17 protein-coding genes are annotated in these 19327 nt (G+C 72.6%); 10 read left to right on the forward strand and 7 right to left on the reverse strand.

From position 1 onward, the window contains the following. Both ACF08W_RS15680 and ACF08W_RS15685 read left to right on the forward strand, forming a co-directional pair. Window positions 1-534, forward strand: a 534-nt coding sequence (locus ACF08W_RS15680) for an electron transfer flavoprotein subunit alpha/FixB family protein (protein WP_392279542.1), incomplete at its 5' end; no start/stop codon positions are given. A 164-nt stretch (window positions 535-698) separates the two neighbouring features. Continuing rightward, entirely contained in the window at window positions 699-1997 is a 1299-nt protein-coding gene (locus ACF08W_RS15685; protein ID WP_392279543.1) for a DUF6986 family protein, read from the forward strand. A 35-nt stretch (window positions 1998-2032) separates the two neighbouring features. Here ACF08W_RS15685 and ACF08W_RS15690 read toward each other — a convergent pair whose 3' ends face one another. Continuing rightward, window positions 2033-3061: a LacI family DNA-binding transcriptional regulator gene (locus tag ACF08W_RS15690; RefSeq protein ID WP_385212659.1), complete on the reverse strand. Its 1029-nt coding sequence runs from the start codon at window positions 3059-3061 to the stop codon at window positions 2033-2035. A gap of 182 nt (window positions 3062-3243) precedes the next feature. Between ACF08W_RS15690 and ACF08W_RS15695 the strand changes: the two genes are divergently transcribed. After that, the gene (locus ACF08W_RS15695) at window positions 3244-4200 is read left to right on the forward strand and encodes an ROK family protein (RefSeq protein ID WP_392279544.1); all 957 of its coding nucleotides are present in this window, start codon (window positions 3244-3246) and stop codon (window positions 4198-4200) included. Window positions 4201-4327: 127 nt separating this feature from the next. On the opposite strand, the gene ACF08W_RS15700 is transcribed toward ACF08W_RS15695, so the two are convergent. After that, on the reverse strand, window positions 4328-6370 hold the full coding sequence (locus tag ACF08W_RS15700; RefSeq protein ID WP_392279545.1) for an NPCBM/NEW2 domain-containing protein: 2043 nt from the start codon (window positions 6368-6370) through the stop codon (window positions 4328-4330). 265 nt (window positions 6371-6635) lie between these two features. On the opposite strand from ACF08W_RS15700, the gene ACF08W_RS15705 reads away from it, so the two are divergent. The 4 genes from ACF08W_RS15705 to ACF08W_RS15720 all read left to right on the forward strand — a co-directional run bounded on the left by ACF08W_RS15705 (window position 6636) and on the right by ACF08W_RS15720 (window position 10944). After that, window positions 6636-7925, forward strand: coding sequence for an ABC transporter substrate-binding protein (locus ACF08W_RS15705; RefSeq protein ID WP_392279710.1), 1290 nt, complete (start codon window positions 6636-6638; stop codon window positions 7923-7925). Between the two features lie 85 nt (window positions 7926-8010). Next, window positions 8011-8886, forward strand: coding sequence for a carbohydrate ABC transporter permease (locus ACF08W_RS15710; RefSeq protein ID WP_385212679.1), 876 nt, complete (start codon window positions 8011-8013; stop codon window positions 8884-8886). Continuing rightward, window positions 8883-9794 (forward strand): carbohydrate ABC transporter permease, encoded by a 912-nt coding sequence (locus ACF08W_RS15715; RefSeq protein WP_392279546.1) that lies wholly within the window; start codon window positions 8883-8885, stop codon window positions 9792-9794. Before ACF08W_RS15710 ends, ACF08W_RS15715 begins: the two co-directional genes overlap by 4 nt. 112 nt (window positions 9795-9906) lie before the next feature. Continuing rightward, window positions 9907-10944 (forward strand): NUDIX domain-containing protein, encoded by a 1038-nt coding sequence (locus ACF08W_RS15720; protein WP_385212651.1) that lies wholly within the window; start codon window positions 9907-9909, stop codon window positions 10942-10944. Here the strand turns inward: ACF08W_RS15720 and ACF08W_RS15725 are convergent. Together ACF08W_RS15725 and ACF08W_RS15730 are read right to left on the reverse strand one after the other, a co-directional pair. Further along, window positions 10903-11613: an MBL fold metallo-hydrolase gene (locus ACF08W_RS15725; protein ID WP_385212649.1), complete on the reverse strand. Its 711-nt coding sequence runs from the start codon at window positions 11611-11613 to the stop codon at window positions 10903-10905. The two genes, ACF08W_RS15720 and ACF08W_RS15725, sit on opposite strands and share 42 nt — an antisense overlap. Window positions 11614-11716: 103 nt before the next feature. Continuing rightward, a complete protein-coding gene (locus ACF08W_RS15730; RefSeq protein WP_392279547.1) occupies window positions 11717-13081 on the reverse strand; it encodes a dipeptidase in 1365 nt (454 codons plus the stop codon). Window positions 13082-13264: 183 nt separating this feature from the next. On the opposite strand from ACF08W_RS15730, the gene ACF08W_RS15735 reads away from it, so the two are divergent. Beyond that, complete coding sequence (locus tag ACF08W_RS15735; RefSeq protein WP_385212645.1) at window positions 13265-14479, forward strand: geranylgeranyl reductase family protein; 1215 nt, start codon at window positions 13265-13267, stop codon at window positions 14477-14479. 42 nt (window positions 14480-14521) lie between these two features. On the opposite strand, the gene ACF08W_RS15740 is transcribed toward ACF08W_RS15735, so the two are convergent. After that, window positions 14522-14974, reverse strand: a complete 453-nt coding sequence (locus ACF08W_RS15740; RefSeq protein ID WP_392279548.1) for a nitroreductase/quinone reductase family protein — start codon at window positions 14972-14974, stop codon at window positions 14522-14524. Window positions 14975-15101: 127 nt separating this feature from the next. On the opposite strand from ACF08W_RS15740, the gene ACF08W_RS15745 reads away from it, so the two are divergent. Further along, window positions 15102-15800: a TetR/AcrR family transcriptional regulator gene (locus ACF08W_RS15745; protein ID WP_392279549.1), complete on the forward strand. Its 699-nt coding sequence runs from the start codon at window positions 15102-15104 to the stop codon at window positions 15798-15800. Between the two features lie 160 nt (window positions 15801-15960). Here ACF08W_RS15745 and ACF08W_RS15750 read toward each other — a convergent pair whose 3' ends face one another. Beyond that, the gene (locus ACF08W_RS15750; RefSeq protein WP_392279550.1) at window positions 15961-17172 is read right to left on the reverse strand and encodes an MFS transporter; all 1212 of its coding nucleotides are present in this window, start codon (window positions 17170-17172) and stop codon (window positions 15961-15963) included. A 109-nt stretch (window positions 17173-17281) separates the two neighbouring features. On the opposite strand from ACF08W_RS15750, the gene ACF08W_RS15755 reads away from it, so the two are divergent. Then, the gene (locus ACF08W_RS15755) at window positions 17282-18496 is read left to right on the forward strand and encodes an ROK family protein (RefSeq protein WP_352277824.1); all 1215 of its coding nucleotides are present in this window, start codon (window positions 17282-17284) and stop codon (window positions 18494-18496) included. A 284-nt stretch (window positions 18497-18780) separates the two neighbouring features. Here ACF08W_RS15755 and ACF08W_RS15760 read toward each other — a convergent pair whose 3' ends face one another. Further along, window positions 18781-19302 (reverse strand): ATP-binding protein, encoded by a 522-nt coding sequence (locus tag ACF08W_RS15760; protein WP_392279551.1) that lies wholly within the window; start codon window positions 19300-19302, stop codon window positions 18781-18783. Window positions 19303-19327 lie beyond the last annotated feature (25 nt).

A 19327-nucleotide genomic window follows, 5' to 3' on the forward strand; every position in this document is an offset into this window, starting at 1 on the left:
CGGGGGGTGCCGGTGGTGACGGTGAAGCCGAACTCGGCGCCGGTGGAGCCGTCGGCGGCCGCGGGTGCGGTCGAGGCGCTGGAGGTGGAGTTCGGTGAGGTGTCGCGGGGGACGCGGGTGGTGTCGCGGACGGCGCGTGAGTCGACGGGGCGTCCGGAGCTGACGGAGGCGGCGATCGTGGTCTCGGGCGGTCGTGGGGTCAATGGTGCGGAGAACTTCGCGGTGATCGAGGCGCTGGCCGATTCGCTGGGTGCGGCGGTGGGTGCGTCGCGTGCGGCGGTCGACGCGGGCTGGTACCCGCACGCGAGCCAGGTCGGGCAGACGGGCAAGTCCGTCTCGCCGCAGCTGTACATCGCCTCGGGCATCTCGGGCGCGATCCAGCACCGGGCGGGCATGCAGACCTCGAAGACGATCGTCGCGGTCAACAAGGACGCCGAGGCCCCGATCTTCGACCTCGTCGACTACGGCGTCGTCGGCGACCTCTTCCAGGTCGTGCCCCAGCTCACCGAGGAGATCAACGCCCGCAAGGGCTGACACCCCCCGGGACGGCGAACGGGTGCGGGGCCGCGCGGTACACACCGCACGGCCCCGCACCCGTTTCCCGTCACCATTGACGCAGGTCCGGGCGCCTTATAACTTCACTATACGGATTGTTGATTCCGGGAAGCGGAAACAGCGTGACTGTGAAGGGTGTGGAAATGGGTCAGCAGGAGAAGGTGGCAACGAGCCTCGCCGGTGCGGTCAGCGAGGAGATCAGTGCTTCCCTCACCTCGGTCGACGCCGAGCTCGCGCGCCGCTACCCGGGCGACCCGGGCACCCGCCAGCCGGTCCACACCGTCTACGTCCCCGGCGACGCCTTCGCCGCCGGCACCCTCCGGTCCTGGGGCGACCAGGCCCTGGCCGCCCTCGACGAGCACGCCCCCGACGCCGCCTCCTTCGCCGCCGTCCTCGGCATCCCGGAGGAGCTGGCCGGGCCCGTCCACGACCGGGTCCGGGCCAAGCTGGAGCGCGAGCCGGTCGAGGACCTGCGCATCGACTTCGAGGACGGATACGGCCCCCGCCCCGACGCCGAGGAGGACGCGACGGCGGCCCGCGCCGCCCGACTGGTCGCGGAGGCGTACGCGAACGGCACGGCGGCCCCGTACATGGGCATCCGGATGAAGTGCATGGAGGCCGCCGTCCGCGACCGGGGCATCCGTACCACGGACGTCTTCCTCACCGGCCTGATGGAGGCCGGCGGTCTGCCCGAGGGGCTCGTCCTCACGCTGCCCAAGGTGACCTACCCCGAGCAGGTCACCGCCTTCGTCCGGCTCCTCGAAGCCTTCGAGCGGGCGCACGGGCTGCCCGACGGGCGGCTCGGCTTCGAGATCCAGATCGAGACCAGCCAGTCCATCCTCGCCGCCGACGGCACCGCCGCCGTCGCCCGCATGATCGACGCGGCCCGGGGGCGGGCCACCGGTCTGCACTACGGCACCTTCGACTACAGCGCCTGCGTCGGCGTCAGCGCCGCCTACCAGGCCAGCGACCACCCGGCCGCCGACCACGCCAAGGCCGTCATGCAGGTCGCCGCGGCGGGCACCGGCGTACGGGTCTCCGACGGCTCCACCAACGTCCTGCCGGTCGGCCCCACCGAGCGGGTCCACGAGGCGTGGCGGCTCCACTACGGCCTCACCCGCCGCGCCCTGGCCCGCGCCTACTACCAGGGCTGGGACATGCACCCGGCCCACCTGCCGACCCGCTACGCGGCCGTGTACACCTTCTACCGCGAGGGCCTGGAGCAGGCCGCCGCGCGGCTCGCCGCGTACGTGGCCAAGGCCGGCGGCGACGTGATGGACGAGCCCGCCACCGCCAAGGCGCTCAGCGGCTACCTCCTGCGCGGCATCGACTGCGGCGCCCTCGACATCGCCGAGGTCGCCCGGCTGACCGGTCTGACGCGCGAGGACCTGGACGGCTTCGCTTCGCCCCGCCGGGCCGGCCTCACCGTCACCGCGCCGTAGCGGGTCCTTTGCGAGGGCCGCACCGGCCGCGTGGCTCAGGCGGGCGGAAGCTCGCCCGAGCCACGCGGCACGAGCCGGGTCGGCAGCTCCACCCGGGCCGGGGCGTGCCCCGCTCCGTCGAGCCGGCGGAAGAGGTGCTCGGCCGCGGTGCGCCCGGCGGCCGCGGCGTCCTGGGACACGACGGTGATGCCGAGCAGGTCGGCCAGCTCGATGTCGTCGAAACCGACCAGGGCGACACGGCGCTCCAGCTCGGCGAGGACCCGCACCACCGTCACCGTCACCCGGTTGTTGCCCGCGAAGATCGCGGTGACCGGCTCGGGGCCGGAGAGCATCCGCTCGGCGGCGTCCCGCACCCGCGCCGGGTCGGTCGGGCCGAGCGACACCCAGGCGTCCCCGGCCTCCGTACCCGCCTCCGCCAGCGCGGCACGGTAGCCGCGCAGCCGCTCGGCGGCGGTGTGGATGTGCGGCTGGTCGCCGATGAAGCCGATCCGGCGGTGGCCGTGCGCGATCAGGTGCGCGACGCCCTCGCGGGCACCGCCGAAGCTGTCGCACAGGACGGTGTCGGCGTCGATGAGGCCCGCCGGGCGGTCCACGAAGACGGTGGCGACGCCCGCCCTGATCTCCGGTTCCAGATAGCGGTGGTCGTCACCGGCCGGGATCACGATGAGCCCGTCCACCCGGCGGGCGCACAGCGCGAGCACCAGCTCCTGCTCGCGCTCCGGGTCCTCGGCGCTCGACCCGTTGATGAGCAGGGCGCCGTGGGCCCGCGCGACCTCCTCCACCGCGCGGCTCAGCGGTCCGTAGAACGGGTCGGCGAGGTCCTCCAGGACCAGGCCGATCGAGGCGGTGCGGCCCTTGCGGAGCACCCGCGCGCTGTCGTTGCGGCGGAACCCGAGCGCCTCGATGGCCTCCTGGACCCGGCGCTCGGTGTCGGACGTGACGCCCGGCTCGCTGTTGACCACACGGGAGACCGTCTTGAGGCCCACTCCGGCGCGGGCGGCCACGTCCTTCATGGTCGGCCGGTTGCCGTAGCGGGACTCGGAGTGACGGGCGGTCTCGGCCACGGTGCGCTTGTCCTGTTCTCTGGTGCGGATCGGCCGGCTCCCGCACGGGCGGTGCCACGGAGCGGGCCGGGTCGTGTGCGGTCGAGCATAGGCCCTGGACAACGTTGTCAGCGGCAGGGAGACTGAGCCGGACCGTTTCCGGAAGCCGCAGGTCCCCGCCCCCTACCCACGGAGCCGTACCCATGCCATCCGATCTCGTCGCCGCGCTGGACATCGGCGGCACCAAGATCGCCGGAGCGCTGGTGGGCGGCGACGGCACGCTGGTGGTCCGGGCGCGGCGTCCGACGCCGGCCCGGGAGGACGCCGGGACGGTGATGGGCGCGGTCGCGGAGGTGCTGGCCGAGCTGACCGGATCGCCCCGGTGGGCGCGGGTGACGGCGGTCGGCATCGGCAGCGCCGGCCCGGTCGACGCCTCGGCCGGTACGGTCAGCCCGGTCAACATCCCCGGCTGGCGCGGCTTCCCGCTGGTGGAGCGGGTGGCCGGGCTGGTCGGCGGGATGCCGGTCCGGCTGGTCGGCGACGGGGTCGCGATGACGGCCGCCGAGCACTGGCTGGGCGCCGCCCGGGGGTACGGCAACGCGCTGTGCATGGTCGTGTCGACCGGCGTCGGCGGCGGGCTCGTACTCGACGGCAGGCCGCACCCCGGCCCCACGGGCAACGCCGGACACATCGGCCATGTGAGCGTGGAACTGGACGGCGACCCCTGCCCCTGCGGTTCGCGCGGTTGCGTCGAGACCATCGCCAGCGGCCCCAACATCGCCCGCCGGGCGCTGGCGGACGGCTGGCGGCCCGGACCGGACGGCGACACCTCGGCGGCCGCCGTGGCCGCCGCCGCGCGGGCGGGCAACGGGGCGGCGCTGGCCTCCTTCGAGCGTGCCGCCCAGGCGCTGGCCGCCGGGATCGCCGCCACCGCAGCCCTCGTCGAGATCGACATCGCGGTGGTCGGCGGGGGAGTGGCCGGTGCGGGCGACGTCCTCTTCGTACCGTTGCGCCGGGCGCTGGCCCGGTACGCCACGCTCTCCTTCGTCCGCCGGATCGAGGTGGCCCCGGCGCTGATGGGGGCCGACGCGGGCCTGGTGGGCGCGGCGGCGGCGGCCCTGGGGGCGGGTCCGGACGGCGGGCCCGCCGCCCGCGGCTGACCGGTCCGCCGTGGTGCGGTGCACGGGACTCGTCCGGGCGGGCCCGCGGATGTCCGGTTCCGGGGTACGGGGATGCGCCGGGCGGGCTCCGGGGCGCGCGGTACGCGGCAGCCCGCCCGGCGATCCGTCAGCAGGTGATCCGCAGGTCCGCCCAGTCCGCGTGGTCGGAGTCGGTGCCGTCCCCGCCGTCGGTGACGACCAGGCGCACCACCCGCGCGCCGCTCACGTCCGCGGCGATCGGCTGCGCGGGCATCGCGTTGGTCAGCACGCCGGTGGACGCGGCCGCCCTGTCGTCGGCCCGGATCTCGAAGGCGACCGATCCCTTGGCGCCCTTCTCGTCGTCCACGCCGACCCGCGCCGTCACCGTGGAGCAGGCGCCGCCCGTGTAGAACTCGACGGAACTGTGGGCGTGCACACCGAGCCCCTTGGCGAAGACCGTTCCGCCGATCGTCATCGGGTTGCCGTCGCCCGCCGCGCTCTCCCCGTTGCTGGTGTCCCGCTCGACGGGGCCCCAGCCGTTGCTCGCGGAGAGCCGTGGCAGATCGCTCAGAAAGCTGGTGCCCGCCGGGGGCGCGACCACCACATGGGCGCCGAGCGGGACGGCGGACCGCGCGCGGGTCCCGTTCGGCGCGCGGTAGCGGACGTCGAGGGTCAGACCGTACGCGCCGGCGGGGGTGGACGCCGGGGCCGTCACCCGCCAGCGGGTGGTGAGGGAGCGGCCGGTGGGCAGGGCGGGCGCGCCGGTCGGCGACACCGCCTCCACCCGCCAGCCCGAGGGACCGTCCAGCCGGGCCGTCACCGCCTTGGCCGGGGTGCGGCCCAGATCGGTGACGGTGGTGGTCAGGGTGGTGGTGCGGCCGGCCTCCAGCAGGGGCGCGGAGTCGATCCCGAGCCCGACCGCGGGTGGGTACGCGGCCCAGCCGTCGTCGGCGGCCACCCGCAGCAGCACGGTGCCGTGGGCCGGGACGGTCGCCGCCAGGGCGCCCGCCGTGTTGTACGTCCGGTGCTCCCACAGGTCGCGCACCGTGTAGCCGTCGGCCTTCGGCAGCCCCGCCCCGGCTGCGGTCGTCGCGATGTGCTGGGCGCTGTCGGTCTCGTTGAAGAGGGCGACCGCGCGGCTGCCGTCCGCCATCTCCTTGGCGACCACCCAGCGTCCGTCGGTGGAGGACAGCACGGTGCCCTGCTTGCCGAGCGGGTCCTGGTCGACCGCGACGACCTCGCGGTTGGAGAGGATCTCGTAGGTCTCCGCGCTCGCCCCGCGCAGGTCGGAGCCGATGAGCAGCGGTGCCGCCATCACGGACCACATGGAGAAGTGCGTGCGGTACTCGGTGTCCGTCATGCCGCCGTTGCCGACCTCCAGCATGTCCGGGTCGTTCCAGCGGCCGGGTCCGGCCGCCGCGGCCAGTGGCAGGTTCTGCTTCATGATCGACAGCATGCTGCCCCAGCTGTCGTTGATGTCGCCGGTGGTGCGCCAGAGGTTGCCGACCTCACCGGCCCATTCCCAGGGCTTGTTCTGGCCCCATTCGCAGATGCTGTAGACGATCGGGCGGCCGGTCGCCTCCAGCGCGTCCCGCATCGTCCTGTAGCGCTGCCTGGCGTCGACGCCCTGGTTGTTGCAGTTGTCGTACTTGAGGTAGTCGATGCCCCAGTCGGCGAACTGCCGCGCGTCGCTGTACTCGTGGCCCAGCGCGCCCGGGAGGCCGACGCTGTCGCAGGTCCTGGTACCGGCGCTGGTGTAGATGCCTATCTTGAGTCCCTTGGAATGGACGTAGTCCGCGACGGCTTCGATGCCGTTCGGAAAGCGCTTCGGGTCGGCCTCCAGCTTTCCCTCCGCATTGCGCTGCGGTGCGGCCCAGCAGTCGTCGAGATTGATGTACTGATATCCCGCGTCCTTGAGGCCCTTCTCGACGAAGATGTCGGCGATCCCCTTGACCATCGACTCGTTGAACTCCGCCCGGCAATGCGTGGAGTTCCAGTTGTTGAATCCCATGGGCGGGGTGAGCGCAAGGCCGTTTTCGGACTGCGGGGCGGCGCGGTGCGGCGCGGGGGAGTCCGCGGCGCCGGCGGGTACGGCCGTTCCCGCCGCGCACAGCAGCCCGGCCGCCAGCGCTCCTGCGGCCCGGCGGGCCGCCCGAGCGGTTCGGGTTGTACGGGTTGGAAGATGACGCATCGTCACGTTCCTCCACACTCGCATGATCGGATGGCGACATGTGCACGCCAATGAGTGCGATTACGTTAGGGCGTGTTGGAGTCTGTTGGAAGAGGAGTGGTGCCAGTTAACTGGCATCTCGTCAAAACCCTTGACGGCATGAATAGTTGGGGGTGAGATCCAAGCGCACGTTCGGTTGTGTTGGGTTGCATCTCCGAGGGAGTCGGGCATGACGCAGTCTGATGACGGCAGGTACACCGTGCCGGGAAGTGTGGCGGGACACCGGATGTCCCGGCGGAGTCTGCTGCGGGGTGCGGCCGTCGGTGCCGGAGCCGTGGCGCTGCCCGCACTGCTGACCGCCTGCGGCAGCGGGCCCGGCGGCGACGGAAAGACGATCACCCTCGGGTCGAATTCCTCCGATCCGGTGCCGAAGAAGGCATTCGCCGACGCCTTCGCCGCGTACGAGGCGCAGTCGGACGGCCGGAAGGTGAAGGTCAACACCGTCGACCACAACACCTTCCAGGAGAACATCAACCGATATCTGCAGGGCAAGCCGGACGACGTCTTCATGTGGTTCGCCGGAAACCGGATGCAGTTCTTCGCCGAGAAGGGTCTGCTGCACGACATCAGCGATCTCTGGCAGGAATACGAGGGCTTCTCCGACGCGCTGAAGGCCCAGTCCACCGGGGCCGACGGAAAGCAGTACCTCACGCCGTACTACTACTATCCGTGGGCCGTTTTCCACCGCAAGAGCCTCTTCGCCGACCGCGGCTACCAGGCGCCGAAGACGCTCGACGCGTACGTGGCGCTCGCCCGGCAGATGCGGAAGGACAAGCTGGACCCGATCGCCTTCTGCGACAAGGACGGCTGGCCCGCCATGGGCACCTTCGACTACATCGACATGCGGACCAACGGCTACGCGTTCCACAAGAGCCTGATGGCCGGCGAGGTGGCCTGGACCGACCGACGGGTCAGGGAGGTCTTCGACACCTGGCGGCGGCTCCTCCCGTACTGCCAGCCCGGCGCCAACGGCCGTACCTGGCAGGAGGCGGCCGCAGGCCTCCAGAAGAAGGAGGCCGGCATGGGCGTCTTCGGACTGCCGCACCCCGGCGCCCAGTTCCCCAAGGACGAACAGGACGACCTCGACTTCTTCCCCTTCCCCGTCATCGCACCGGAACACGGGCAGGACGCCGTCGAAGCGCCGATCGACGGGTTCCTGCTGGCCGCGAAGTCGAAGAACCTCAAGAACCGCAAGACCCTGGAGAGCGCCAAGGACCTGCTCAGGTGGCTGGCCACCGGAAAGGCCGAGGACATCTACCTGAAGAGCGACCCGAACAACATCGCGGTCAACGACCGGGCGGACATCTCCGCGTACTCGCTGATCCAGAAGAAGGCGGTGGAACTCGTCTCCGGGGCGAAGCAGATCTCCCAGTTCCTGGACCGGGACACCCGGCCGGACTTCGCCTCCACGGTCATGATCCCGGCGATCCAGCAGTTCATCAGCGACCCGAACGACGTGGACGGACTGGTCAACAGCATCGAACGGCAGAAGAAGTCCCTCTTCGCCGCCGGATGACCCCGGCCCGCCCCGACACCATCCGACCGAACCTGGAGCCCCGACCGTGTCGTTGAACCCGGCCCGGCGCGCCGGACGGCGGTCTATGCGGCGGTTCACCGGCCGCGACCTCGCCGTACTCGGTGTGCTGCTCGGCATGCCCGTCCTGCTCGACATCGTTATCGTCTGGGGGCCGACCCTCGCCTCCGTGGCCCTCTCCTTCACCGACTGGGACGGGGTCGGGGACATCGAGTGGGCCGGTACCCGGAACTACGAGAACCTCTTCACCAACTACCCGCCGTTCTGGCCCGCGGCCCGGCACAATCTGCTCTGGCTCGCCTTCCTCGGCCTGGTCGCCACCCCGTTCGGCCTGCTGCTGGCCGTACTCATCGACCGGGGCGTGCGCTTCAGCCGCTTCTACCAGTCGACGCTGTACATGCCCGTCGTGCTCTCGCTGGCCGTGGTCGGCTTCATCGCCCAACTGGTCTTCTCCCGCGACCAGGGCGCCCTCAACGCCGTCCTCGGGGACACGGCCTCGCCCACCGACTGGCTCGGCGACCCGGACCTCAACATCTGGGTGGTGCTCCTCGCCGCCGCCTGGCGGCACACCGGCTACGTGATGATCCTCTACCTCGCCGGGCTGAAGGCCGTCGACCCCTCCCTCAAGGAGGCCGCCGCGATCGACGGCGCGGGCGAGGCCCAGACCTTCTTCCGTGTCGTCCTGCCCACCCTGCGCCCGGTCAACGTCATCGTCGGCGTCATCACCGTCATCGAGTCCCTGCGCGCCTTCGACATCGTGTACGCCGTCAACCACGGCCGCAACGGACTCGAACTGCTCTCGGTGCTGGTCACCGACAACATCATCGGCGAGGCCGGCCGGATCGGCTTCGGCTCCGCCATCGCAGTGGTCCTGCTGCTGGTCTCCCTGGGCTTCGTCGTGACGTACCTCGTCCAGGAGTACCGAGGGGAGAAGAACCGTTGAGCGCCCCAGCCGCCCCCGCCCGACCCGGCCCACCGGTGCGGGCCGCCCGCCGCCGCTTCCGCCCCGGCCGCGTCGGCGTCCACCTCTTCCTGACCGCGGTCTCCCTCGCCTTCCTCGCCCCGCTCCTGCTCGCGGTGTACGCCTCGCTGCGGCCGTACGACGAGACCTCGGAGCACGGCTACTTCTCGCTGCCGCGCCACCTCTCCCTGGACTACTACCGGCAGGCCTTCACCGATTCCGGAATGACGAAGTACTTCGTCAACACCCTGCTCATCGCCGTCCCCGGGGTGCTCGTCACACTCTTCCTCGCATCGTTCGCGGCCTTCGCGCTGGCCCGGCTGCACATGCGCGGCAGCCTCGTCCTGCTCATGTTCTTCACCGCCGGGAACCTGCTGCCCCAACAGGTGATCGTGACCCCGCTGTACGTGCTGTTCAACCGCGTACCGCTGCCGTACTGGATGTCCGACTCGATGACGATGTACGACTCCTACTGGGCCGTCGTCGCCGTGCAGATCGGCTTCCAGCTCGGCTTCTGCGTCTTCGTCCTGGCCAACTTCATGCGCACCCTGCCGCAGGAGATCCTGGAGGCGGCCGTCGTCGACGGAGCGGGCGTGTGGACCCGGTACTGGCGGATCACCCTCCCACTGTGCCGCCCGGCCCTGGCCGCGCTCGGCACGCTCCAGTTCACCTGGATGTACAACGACTTCCTGTGGGCGCTGGTCTTCATCTCCGACGGGGACAAGCTCCCCATCACCTCGGCGCTGAACAACCTCAGGGGGCAGTTCTTCACCGACTACAACCTGCTCGCCGCCGGATCGGTGATCGTCGCCCTGCCCACCCTGGTGGTCTTCCTGCTGCTCCAGCGCCACTTCATCGCGGGTCTCACCCTCGGCTCGACGAAGGGCTGAGGGGCCCGGCCGCCGCCGTCGGTCCCGTCCGGGAGACAACCGCCGCCCCGGCCGGGTTTTCGCGGCGGGGTGTTGCGGGCAAGCCTCAGGGGGCTACGGAAGAGGGGGAACCGTGATCGTCTGGGTGAACGGCGCGTTCGGCGCGGGCAAGTCGAGCGTCGCGCGTGAACTGATCGATCTGATCCCGAACAGCACCTTGTACGACCCCGAGCTCGTCGGCGCGGGGCTGCGGCAGCTGCTGCCCCAGAAGAGACTCGCCGAGGTGACCGACTTCCAGGAGCTGCCGATCTGGCGCCGCCTGGTCGTGGACACCGCCGCGGCGCTGCTCGCCGAGGTGCCCGGGGTTCTGGTGGTGCCGATGACCCTGCTGAGACAGGAGTACCGCGACGAGATCTTCGGCGGGCTGGCCTCCCGGCGCATCCCCGTGCACCATGTCCTGCTCGCACCCGAGGAAACGATCCTGCGTGCGCGGATCGCCGAACGGGTGGAGGACCCCGACGACCCGGAGCACAGCGAACGGGTACGGCAGTGGGCCTACCAGCACATCGAGCCCTACCGGGCGGCCCTCGGCTGGCTCACCCGGGACGCGCACCTCATCGATTCCGGGGCGCTGACCCCGTACGCGACGGCCGAGCGGATCGCCGAGGCGGTCGGCGACGGCACCGCCGCCCCGTGCGAGATCGTCCAGACCCCCGAGCCGACCGCGGAGACCGTGGCCGCCGGGGTGCTGCTCTTCGACGAGCACGACCGCGTGCTGCTCGTCGACCCGACGTACAAGCCCGGCTGGGAGTTCCCCGGCGGGGTGGTGGAGTCCGGGGAGGCGCCGGCCCAGGCCGGTATCCGCGAGGTGTTCGAGGAGATCGGCATCCATCTGGACCGGGTGCCCACGCTCCTGGTCATCGACTGGGAGGCGCCCGACCCGCCCGGATTCGGCGGGCTGCGACTGCTCTTCGACGGCGGGCGGCTCACCGGGGCGGACGCCCGGCGGCTGCTCCTCCCCGGCTCCGAACTGCGCGGCTGGCGGTTCGTCACCGAGGAGGAGGCGGCCGACCTGCTGCCACCCACCCGGTACGCACGGCTGCGCTGGGCACTGCGGGCCCGGGAACGCTCAACCGTGCTCAATCTGGAGGCCGGGGTCCCCGTCGGCTGAGGCGCGCAGCACCGCCGCCGCGCCCCCGGCCACCGGATCGCCGTGGCCGAAGCAGACCGTGTCCGGCTCCAGCGCGGCCAGCCGCCGGAAGGAGGCCAGGGCCAGGTCCGGGTCGATGTTGAAGACACCCAGCATCACCCGGCCGACACCGGCCACGCAGTCCCCGGTGAACAGCACACCGTGCTCCGGCAGATGGATCCCGATCGAGCCGGGGGTGTGGCCCGGGGCGTGCACCACCCGGGCCCCGCCGCCGAACCCGAGCACGTCCCCGTCGGCCAGTTCGCGGTCGACCCGGGTCGGCGGGGCGGCGGGGACGGTCCGCGTCCGCTCCCACAACGGGCGTTCCCAGTCCAGGAGCACGGGGGCCGCCATCGTCTCCTCGCCCCGGATCACCGCCGCGTCCGCGCCGTGCGCGAGGATCTCGGCACCGTGCCGGTCGGCGAGTTCCCGCGCGGCGCCGTAGTGGTCCTCGTGCCCGTGGGTGACGACGATCCGGGAGACATGGCCCGGGTCCAGGCCCAGTTCGCGTATCCCGGACTCGATCGCGGGCGCGGCGTCGGCGTCGCCCGCGTCGATCAGCGTCAGATCGGAGCCGTCACGCCACAGATAGGCCTGACCGATGGAGAAACGGAACATGTGCAGCCGGGGAAGCACTTCGACGAGGTCCATGCCGCGAACGTACGTCTCCGGCCCGCCCCGGGACCCCGTTCTACGCTCTCGGCGAGCTTCGCCGAACGCGTAGAGGGACCCGGAACGGGCCGGACGGGGGCGGTCAGCCCTGCTTGGACTCCGCGTAGTTCCGCAGGAACAGGGCCTCTGCGAGGGAGAGCCGCTCCAGCTCCTGGGGCGACACGCTCTCGTTCACCGCGTGGATCTGCGCCTCGGGCTCGCTCAGCCCGATGAGCAGGATCTCCGCCTCGGGGTAGAGGGCGGCTAGGGTGTTGCAGAGCGGGATCGAGCCGCCCATCCCGGACGTCTGCATCTTCTCGCCGGGGTACGCGAACTCCATCGCCCGCGCCATGGAGGTGTACGCGGGGCTGGACGTGTCCGCCCGGAAGGGCTGGCCCTGGCCGACCTGCTCCACCGAGATCCTGGCCCCCCACGGGGTGTGCGCCCTGAGGTGGGCGGTCAGCAGTTCCGTCGCCTCGACGGCGTCCTGGCCCGGCGGGACCCGCAGGCTGATCTGGGCCCGCGCGCTCGCCTGCACCGAGGGCGTGGCCCCGAGCACCGGCGGGCAGTCGATGCCGACGACGGTGACGGCGGGCCGGGCCCAGATGCGGTCGGCGACCGTGCCGGTGCCGATCAGCCCGACCCCGTCGAGCACCTTCGCGTCCTTGCGGAAGTCGGCCTCCGGGTACTGGAGTCCGTCCCACTCGGTGTCCTGGGCGAGCCCGTCGACGGTCGTCGTGCCGTCCTCGGCGCGCAGCGACGCCAGCAGCTGGATCATCGCGGCCAGGGCGTCCGGGGCGGCGCCGCCGAACTGCCCGGAGTGCAGGTTGCCCTCCAGGGTGTCGAGGGTGACCCGCAGCATCGTCATGCCGCGCAGCGTCGCGGTGACCGTCGGCAGCCCGACCCGGAAGTTGCCGGTGTCGCCGATGACGATGGTGTCGGCGGAGAGCAGTTCGGGGTGCGCCTCGGCGTACCGCTCCAGACCGCCGGTGCCCTGCTCCTCGGAGCCCTCGGCGATCACCTTGACGGAGACCGGCACGCCGCCGTTGGCCCGGAGGGCGCGCAGCGCGAGCAGGTGCATGATGAAGCCGCCCTTGCAGTCGGCCGCGCCGCGCCCGTACCAGCGGCCGTCGCGCTCGGTCAGCGTGAACGGCGGGGAGAGCCAGGCGGACTCGTCGAGCGGCGGCTGCACGTCGTAGTGCGCGTACAGCAGCACGGTGGGGGCGCCGGCCGGGCCGGGCAGGAAGCCGTAGACCGAGCGGGTGCCGTCGGGGGTGTCCAGCAGGGCGACGTCCTGGAAGTCCTCGGCGCGCAGCGCGTCGGCGACCCAGTCGGCCGCCGCCTCGCACTCGCTCTTCGGGAACTGCGCGGGGTCCGCCACCGACTGGAAGGCCACCAGCTCGGCCAGCTCCGACTTGGCGCGGGGCATCAGCGAGGAGATGGTCTCGGCGATCGGACGGGCGGTCATGGGCACGCTCCTCGTGGGTGCGACGTTATCTGGACGAATCCGGCCGCATGCGCACCGAGTGTGCGGCATCGCACGCAGGACGAACGTACGGTCGATCCTCCCACAGCGGGGGCCGGGGGAGACGCGCCGTAGGATGCCGTGAGCAGCATGGGCCACTGGTGGGATCGGGAGCAGAAGCACATCGTGAGCAGCGAGAACGCAGACGCCGTACAGGAGCACGAAGAGTCGTCCGTGTGGGACGTCGTCGTAGTCGGCGGCGGACCGGCCGGGGCCTCGGCGGCATACGCGGCGGCAGTCGCCGGTCGGCGGGTCCTGCTTCTGGAGAAGGCGGAGCTTCCCCGGTACAAGACATGCGGCGGCGGCATCATCGGGTTTTCGCGCGATTCGCTGCCGCCCGGGTTCGAACTCCCGCTGCGGGACCGGATCCACGCGGTCACCTTCTCGCTCAACGGCCGTCTGGCGCGGACCCGCCGCTCCAAGCGGATGCTCTTCGGGCTCATCAACCGCCCCGAGTTCGACGCGGGCCTGGTCGAGGAGGCGCAGAAGGCGGGCGCCGAGCTGCGCACCGGCGCGACGGTGACGCGGGTGGAGCAGCACGGTGCCGCGGTGCCCGACCGGCGCACGGTCGCCGTGGTGCTGTCCGGCGGTGAGACGGTGCTGGCCCGCGCGGTCGTCGGCGCCGACGGGAGCGCGGGGCGGATAGGAGCCCATGTCGGCGTCAAGCTCGACCAGGTGGACCTCGGCCTGGAGGCGGAGATCCCGGTGCCGCCCACGGTCGCGGAGGACTGGGCCGGCCGGGTGCTCATCGACTGGGGCCCGCTGCCCGGCAGTTACGGCTGGGTGTTCCCCAAGGGCGACGTGCTGACCGTCGGTGTGATCTCGGCGCGCGGCGAGGGCGCGGCCACCAAGCGGTACCTGGAGGACTTCATCGCCCGGCTCGGTCTCGCGGGCTTCGAGCCGAAGATCTCCTCCGGCCATCTGACCCGCTGCCGCAGCGACGACTCGCCGCTCTCCCGCGGCCGGGTCCTGGTCTGCGGCGACGCGGCGGGGCTGCTGGAGCCGTGGACCCGCGAGGGAATCTCCTTCGCCCTGCGGTCGGGGCGGCTGGCCGGTGAATGGGCGGTCCGGATCGCGGAGTCGCACGACGCGGTGGACGCCCGTCGCCAGGCGCTGAACTACGCGTTCGCCATCAAGGCCGGCCTCGGTGTCGAGATGGGTGTCGGGCGGCGGATGCTGAAGCTGTTCGAACGCCGTCCGGGAGTGCTGCACGCCGTGCTGACGGGTTTCCGTCCCGCCTGGAACGCGTTCGCCGGGATCACCCGGGGCACGACCTCGCTCGGCGAGCTGGTCCGTACGCACCCGCTGGCGCAGCGCGCCCTGTCCGCGATGGACCGTTAGCCCCGGCCCCGTTCGTCGGCCCCGGCCCGTTCGGGCGTACGGTCACCGCTCCACGGCGATCCGGAAGACGGGGTGGTCCGGGCAGGCCGCCAGCAGTTCGGCGTCCGAGGACTGCGCCGTGACGCCCTTGAAGTAGTCCTTGACCTCCCAGCCCCAGCGTTCCAGGTAGGCGCGGACGACGAGCGCCTTGTGCTCGTCGTCCGCGATCTCCACGGCCGTGAACGCGTGGACCTTCCGGCCCACCCGCAGTTCGCCGCCGCCGGCCGCGCGCATGTTGCGCACCCACTGGGAGTGGCCCCGCGCGGAGACCAGGTACCGCGCGCCCTCGTACGTGTGCGGGTTCACCGGGATGCGCTGCATCTGCCCGCTCCTGCGGCCGGGTACCGACAGCTCGGCGGAGCCGAAGAGGCTGAGACCCCGGCGGGCGAGCCAGCCGATCAGGCCGTTCATCCGGACGTTCATCGCGCTGCCACGGAGGTAGTACGGCTGGGACATGGGGACTCCTCGACTTTGTGAGAGCGGTGCTCTCGCTTGAGATCAGTGTGCACGAGTGGGGTGCCGTAAAGCAAGAGCACTGCTCTCGTTCTTGGTCGGTGCTCTTCCTCCATGGCAGACTGGGGGCATGAGCACTGTCCGAGGAGTCAGGGAACGCGCCCGCGCGGAGATCACCGCGGCGATCAAGGACGAGGCGAAGAGACAGCTCGCCGCCGAGGGCGCCGCGAAGCTCTCGCTGCGCGCCGTCGCGCGCGAGCTGGGCATGGCCTCGTCCGCCCTCTACCGTTACTTCCCCAGCCGGGACGAGCTGCTCACCGCCCTGATCGTCGACGCGTACGACTCCGTGGGAGGGGTCGCCGAAGCCGCCCACCGCGCCGCCCTCGCCGAGGACGCCCCGCATCTCGCACGCTGGCTCGCGGTCGCCCGGGCGGTGCGCGGCTGGGCCCTGGCCCACCCCCACGAGTACGCCCTGATCTACGGCTCGCCCGTGCCCGGCTACACCGCGCCCCAGGCCACGATCGGCCCCGCCGCCCGGGTCGGCCTCGTCCTGATCGCCGTGGTCGCGGACGCCCACCGCGCGGGCGAGCTGGCCCCGCCGCCGCTCGCCGGTGATCTCCGCGCCGAAGCGGAACGGCAGGTCGCGGACCTCGCCCCCGACCTGCCCCCTCAGGCCGTGGTCCCGCTGATCGCCGCGTGGTCGCAGCTGTTCGGACTGGTCTCCTTCGAGATCTTTGGCCAGTTCCACCGGGTGGTGGACGACCGGGAGGTCTTCTTCCGGGAGGCCGTCACCGCACTCGCCCGCACGGTCGGCCTGCCCGGCGCCTGAACGGTCCGGCCGGAGGGCCGCCCCGGCTTTCGCCGAGTTCACCGCGCGCTCCGGGGCGCCCGCGCGGGCGGTCGGGCCGGACCGGCTCACCGAACGGGAATTGCCCGGCGGCCGGCTCGAGTGACGGCGGGCGGTGACGGGTCGTGTACGGTGCGCGGGTTCAGCCGTGCGTCGCGCCGCGGGCCCCGTATCCCAGCGCCGCCGCCGCGACGGCCAGCACCGCCACCGTGGTGAGGGCCACCGGGAGCGAGGACCACTCGGCCAGGAAGCCGATGGCGGGCGGCCCGAGCAGCATCCCGCCGTAGCCGAGCGTCGATGCGGCGGCCACCCCGCCGGGCCCGGCCAGCGCACCGGCCCGGCCGACCGCGACCGGGAAGATGTTGGCCAGACCGATACCGGTGACCGCGAAGCCGAGCAGCACCGCCCACGTGCTGGGCGCGAGCGCGCCGAGCAGCATTCCCGCCGCGGCGGTCGAGCCGCCCATGACCAGGGTGCGGGTCTGGCCGAGCCGCTCCAGCAACGCCGTGCCGCTCAGTCGCCCCGCCGTCATCGCCAGCGCGAACAGGGAGTAGCCCGCGGCGGCCACGCCGGGGTGGGCGTGCAGGTCCTGCTCCAGGTGGAGGGCGCCCCAGTCGGCCAGCGCGCCCTCGCCGTACGCCGTGCAGAGCGCGATCACACCGAACAGCAGCACCAGGCGCCTGGTCCGCCCGCTCATCCCGGGCGCACCGGACCCGGTCGCCCCGGCCACGGGCGGTGGCGCCGGACGGCTCAGCAGCACCGGCCCGGCCACCGCGGTGACCAGCAGCCCGATCACGGTGAGGGCGAGGAGGTGGGTGGCGGGGGAGAGGCCGCCCGCGACCAGCCCGCCGAGCCCGGCGCCGACCATCCCGCCGAGGCTGAACGCGGCGTGGAAGCCCGGCATCACGGGGCGCCGCAGGGCGGCCACCAGATCGACCGCCGCACTGTTCATCGCCACGTTCATCCCGCCGTACGCGGCGCCGAAGAGCAGCAGCACCAGCCCGAGCGAGAGGGCCGAACGCGTCTGTGCGGGCAGCGCGATGGCGAGTGGGAGCAGGACACCGCAGGCCACGGTCACCGGATGGCTGCCGAAGCGGCGGCAGAGCCGCCCGGTGAACATCATGGTCACCACGGCCCCGGCGGACACCCCGAGCAGGGCGAGCCCCAGCGTGGCGGCGGAGGCGCCGGTCTGCTGCTTGATCGCGGGGATGCGGACCACCCAGCCGGCGAAGAGGAAGCCGTCGAGGGCGAAGAAGAGGGTCAGGGCAGTACGGAGACGGGGCGGGGGAGGCGCGGCGGGGTCACCGCCGGGGTCCCCCGGAAGAGCCGTCCGCAGTTTGTTTAGTTGCGGCACAAATTGAGGATAGGGGCGCCCCGGCGGTCGACGCAAGACGGCTGCGGGCAGCCTCCCGGCGCCACCGGGGGGTCCGGTGCGGCCCGGGAATCATGGGAGACTCGCCCCCATGAACGGCAAGGTGTCCACCACCCGGACGAAGTTGGAGAGGGGCCGCAGCGCGCTCGGACCCGCGCTGGAGCTGGTCCACACGGGACGCGCGCCCACCCGCGCCGTGCTCACCTCCGAGCTCGGCGTCACCCGGGCGACGGCCGGTGCGGTCGCCGCCGAACTGGAGGCGCTCGGCCTGATCCGGGTCGACTCCCGGCCGGGCTCCGCCGCCGGATCGCAGGGGCGCCCCTCGCACCGGCTGGCGGTACGGGAGGACGGGCCCGTGGTCATCGCCGCCCAGGTGCACGCCGACGGGTTCCGGTCCGCCCTCGTCGGGCTCGGCGGCCGGCTCGTGGCCACCGCCCCGGGCCGTGTCGCCGTCACCGCCGACCCGGCCCAGGTCATCGGCGAAGTGGTCGACGAATGCGCCCGGTTGCTGCGCGACAGCGGACTGCGCTGCGTCGGCGCGGGCCTCGCGGTCCCCTCGGCGGTCGCGGAGCCGGAGGGCACCGCGCTCAACCCGCTGCACATCGCCTGGCCGGCCGGTGCCCCGGTCCGCGAGATCTTCGCCGACCGGGTACGGGCGTCGGGCATCCCCGGCCCCGCGTTCACCGGCAACGACGTCAACCTCGCCGCCCTCGCCGAGCACCGGCACGGCGCGGGGCGTGGCGCCCGGCACCTGCTCTGCGTGGCCACCGGCCACCGGGGCGTGGGCGGCGCCCTGGTCCTCGACGGCCGCCTGCACACCGGGAGTTCGGGGCTCGCGCTGGAGGTCGGCCACCTCACGGTCCACCCCGACGGCCGCCCCTGCCACTGCGGCGGACGCGGCTGCCTGGACGTGGAGACGGATCCGCTGGCCTTCCTGCTCGCCGCCCGTCGCGACCCCGGCCCGGAGGAGTCGCTGCTCAAGCAGGCGGGCGACCTGCTCCGCACGGAGTACGAGGACGCGGCGGTACGGGGGGCGGCCGAGGAACTGATCGACCGGCTCGGCCTCGGGCTCGCCGGACTGGTCAACATCCTCAACCCGGACCGCATCGTCCTCGGCGGCCTGTACCGCGCGCTGCTCGACGCCGACCCGGAACGGCTGCGTGCGGTGGTCGCCGACCGGAGCCTGTGGGGCCGCAGCGGCAGCGTGCCCATCCTGCCGTGCACGCTCGACCACAACAGCCTGGTCGGCGCGGCCGAACTGGCCTGGCAGCCGGTGCTGGACGACCCGCTGACCGTGCTGGCCTGACCCGGCCCCGCCGGGGTGGTCCCGAGGAGGACCCGTACGGCCATCGGCGGTACGACGACACCGCCCCCGGTCCGGGCGAGGCCAGGGAGTGCCGGGAACCCCGGCCGCGCCACCCGAACCGACGCGCCGCCCCGGCCGAACCGGCGCCGACCGCCCTGCTCGCCGGCGCTTCGCGGCCGGGGAGATCGACGAGGGCGAGTACGGGCGCCGGCTCTCCGTCCCGGGCGAACGGTTCGGCCGGGGGCAGCGGCGGCGGAAGCACGGCCTGATCGTCGCCGGACGGGTCAGCCGACCGCCACGGACCGCTCGGTGGACGGCGCACGGCTCCCCAGGTCCATGACGGGACCCAGCGCGAAGGGGCCGTCGGTGGTTGCTCCGTACACCGGGCCGGATGGCGGGACGGCGAGGAAGGGCGGGGCCGGAAGGGTGAACCAGACCACCTTCCCGGCTCCGCCGCTCGGCCGGACCCCCCAGCTCTCGCTGACGGCGGCGATCAGCGCGAGCCCACGTCCCGAGGTGCTGGACATGCTGGGCGGGCGCACGGTCGGCAGCCTCGGATCGTGGTCGTGGACGGACACCATGAGCCGTTCGAGCAGCAGCTCGATCTCGACGGTGCACGACTTGTCCGGCTGGGCGTGCCGGTGGACGTTGGTCAGCAGCTCGGTGACGCCGAGTGCGGCTTGGTCGATCAAGGGTTCGAGATGCCAGGAGCGCAACTGCGCCGAGACGATTCTGCGGACCTGGCCGATCCGCGACGGCAGGGCCTGGAGCTCCACCGTGCAGTGCCTGCTTGGGTCGGTGATCACGACTGCGACTCCCCGAAAGAGGTCC

The organism is Streptomyces sp. NPDC015144 (genome assembly GCF_043079735.1).
GTDB lineage: Bacteria > Actinomycetota > Actinomycetes > Streptomycetales > Streptomycetaceae > Streptomyces.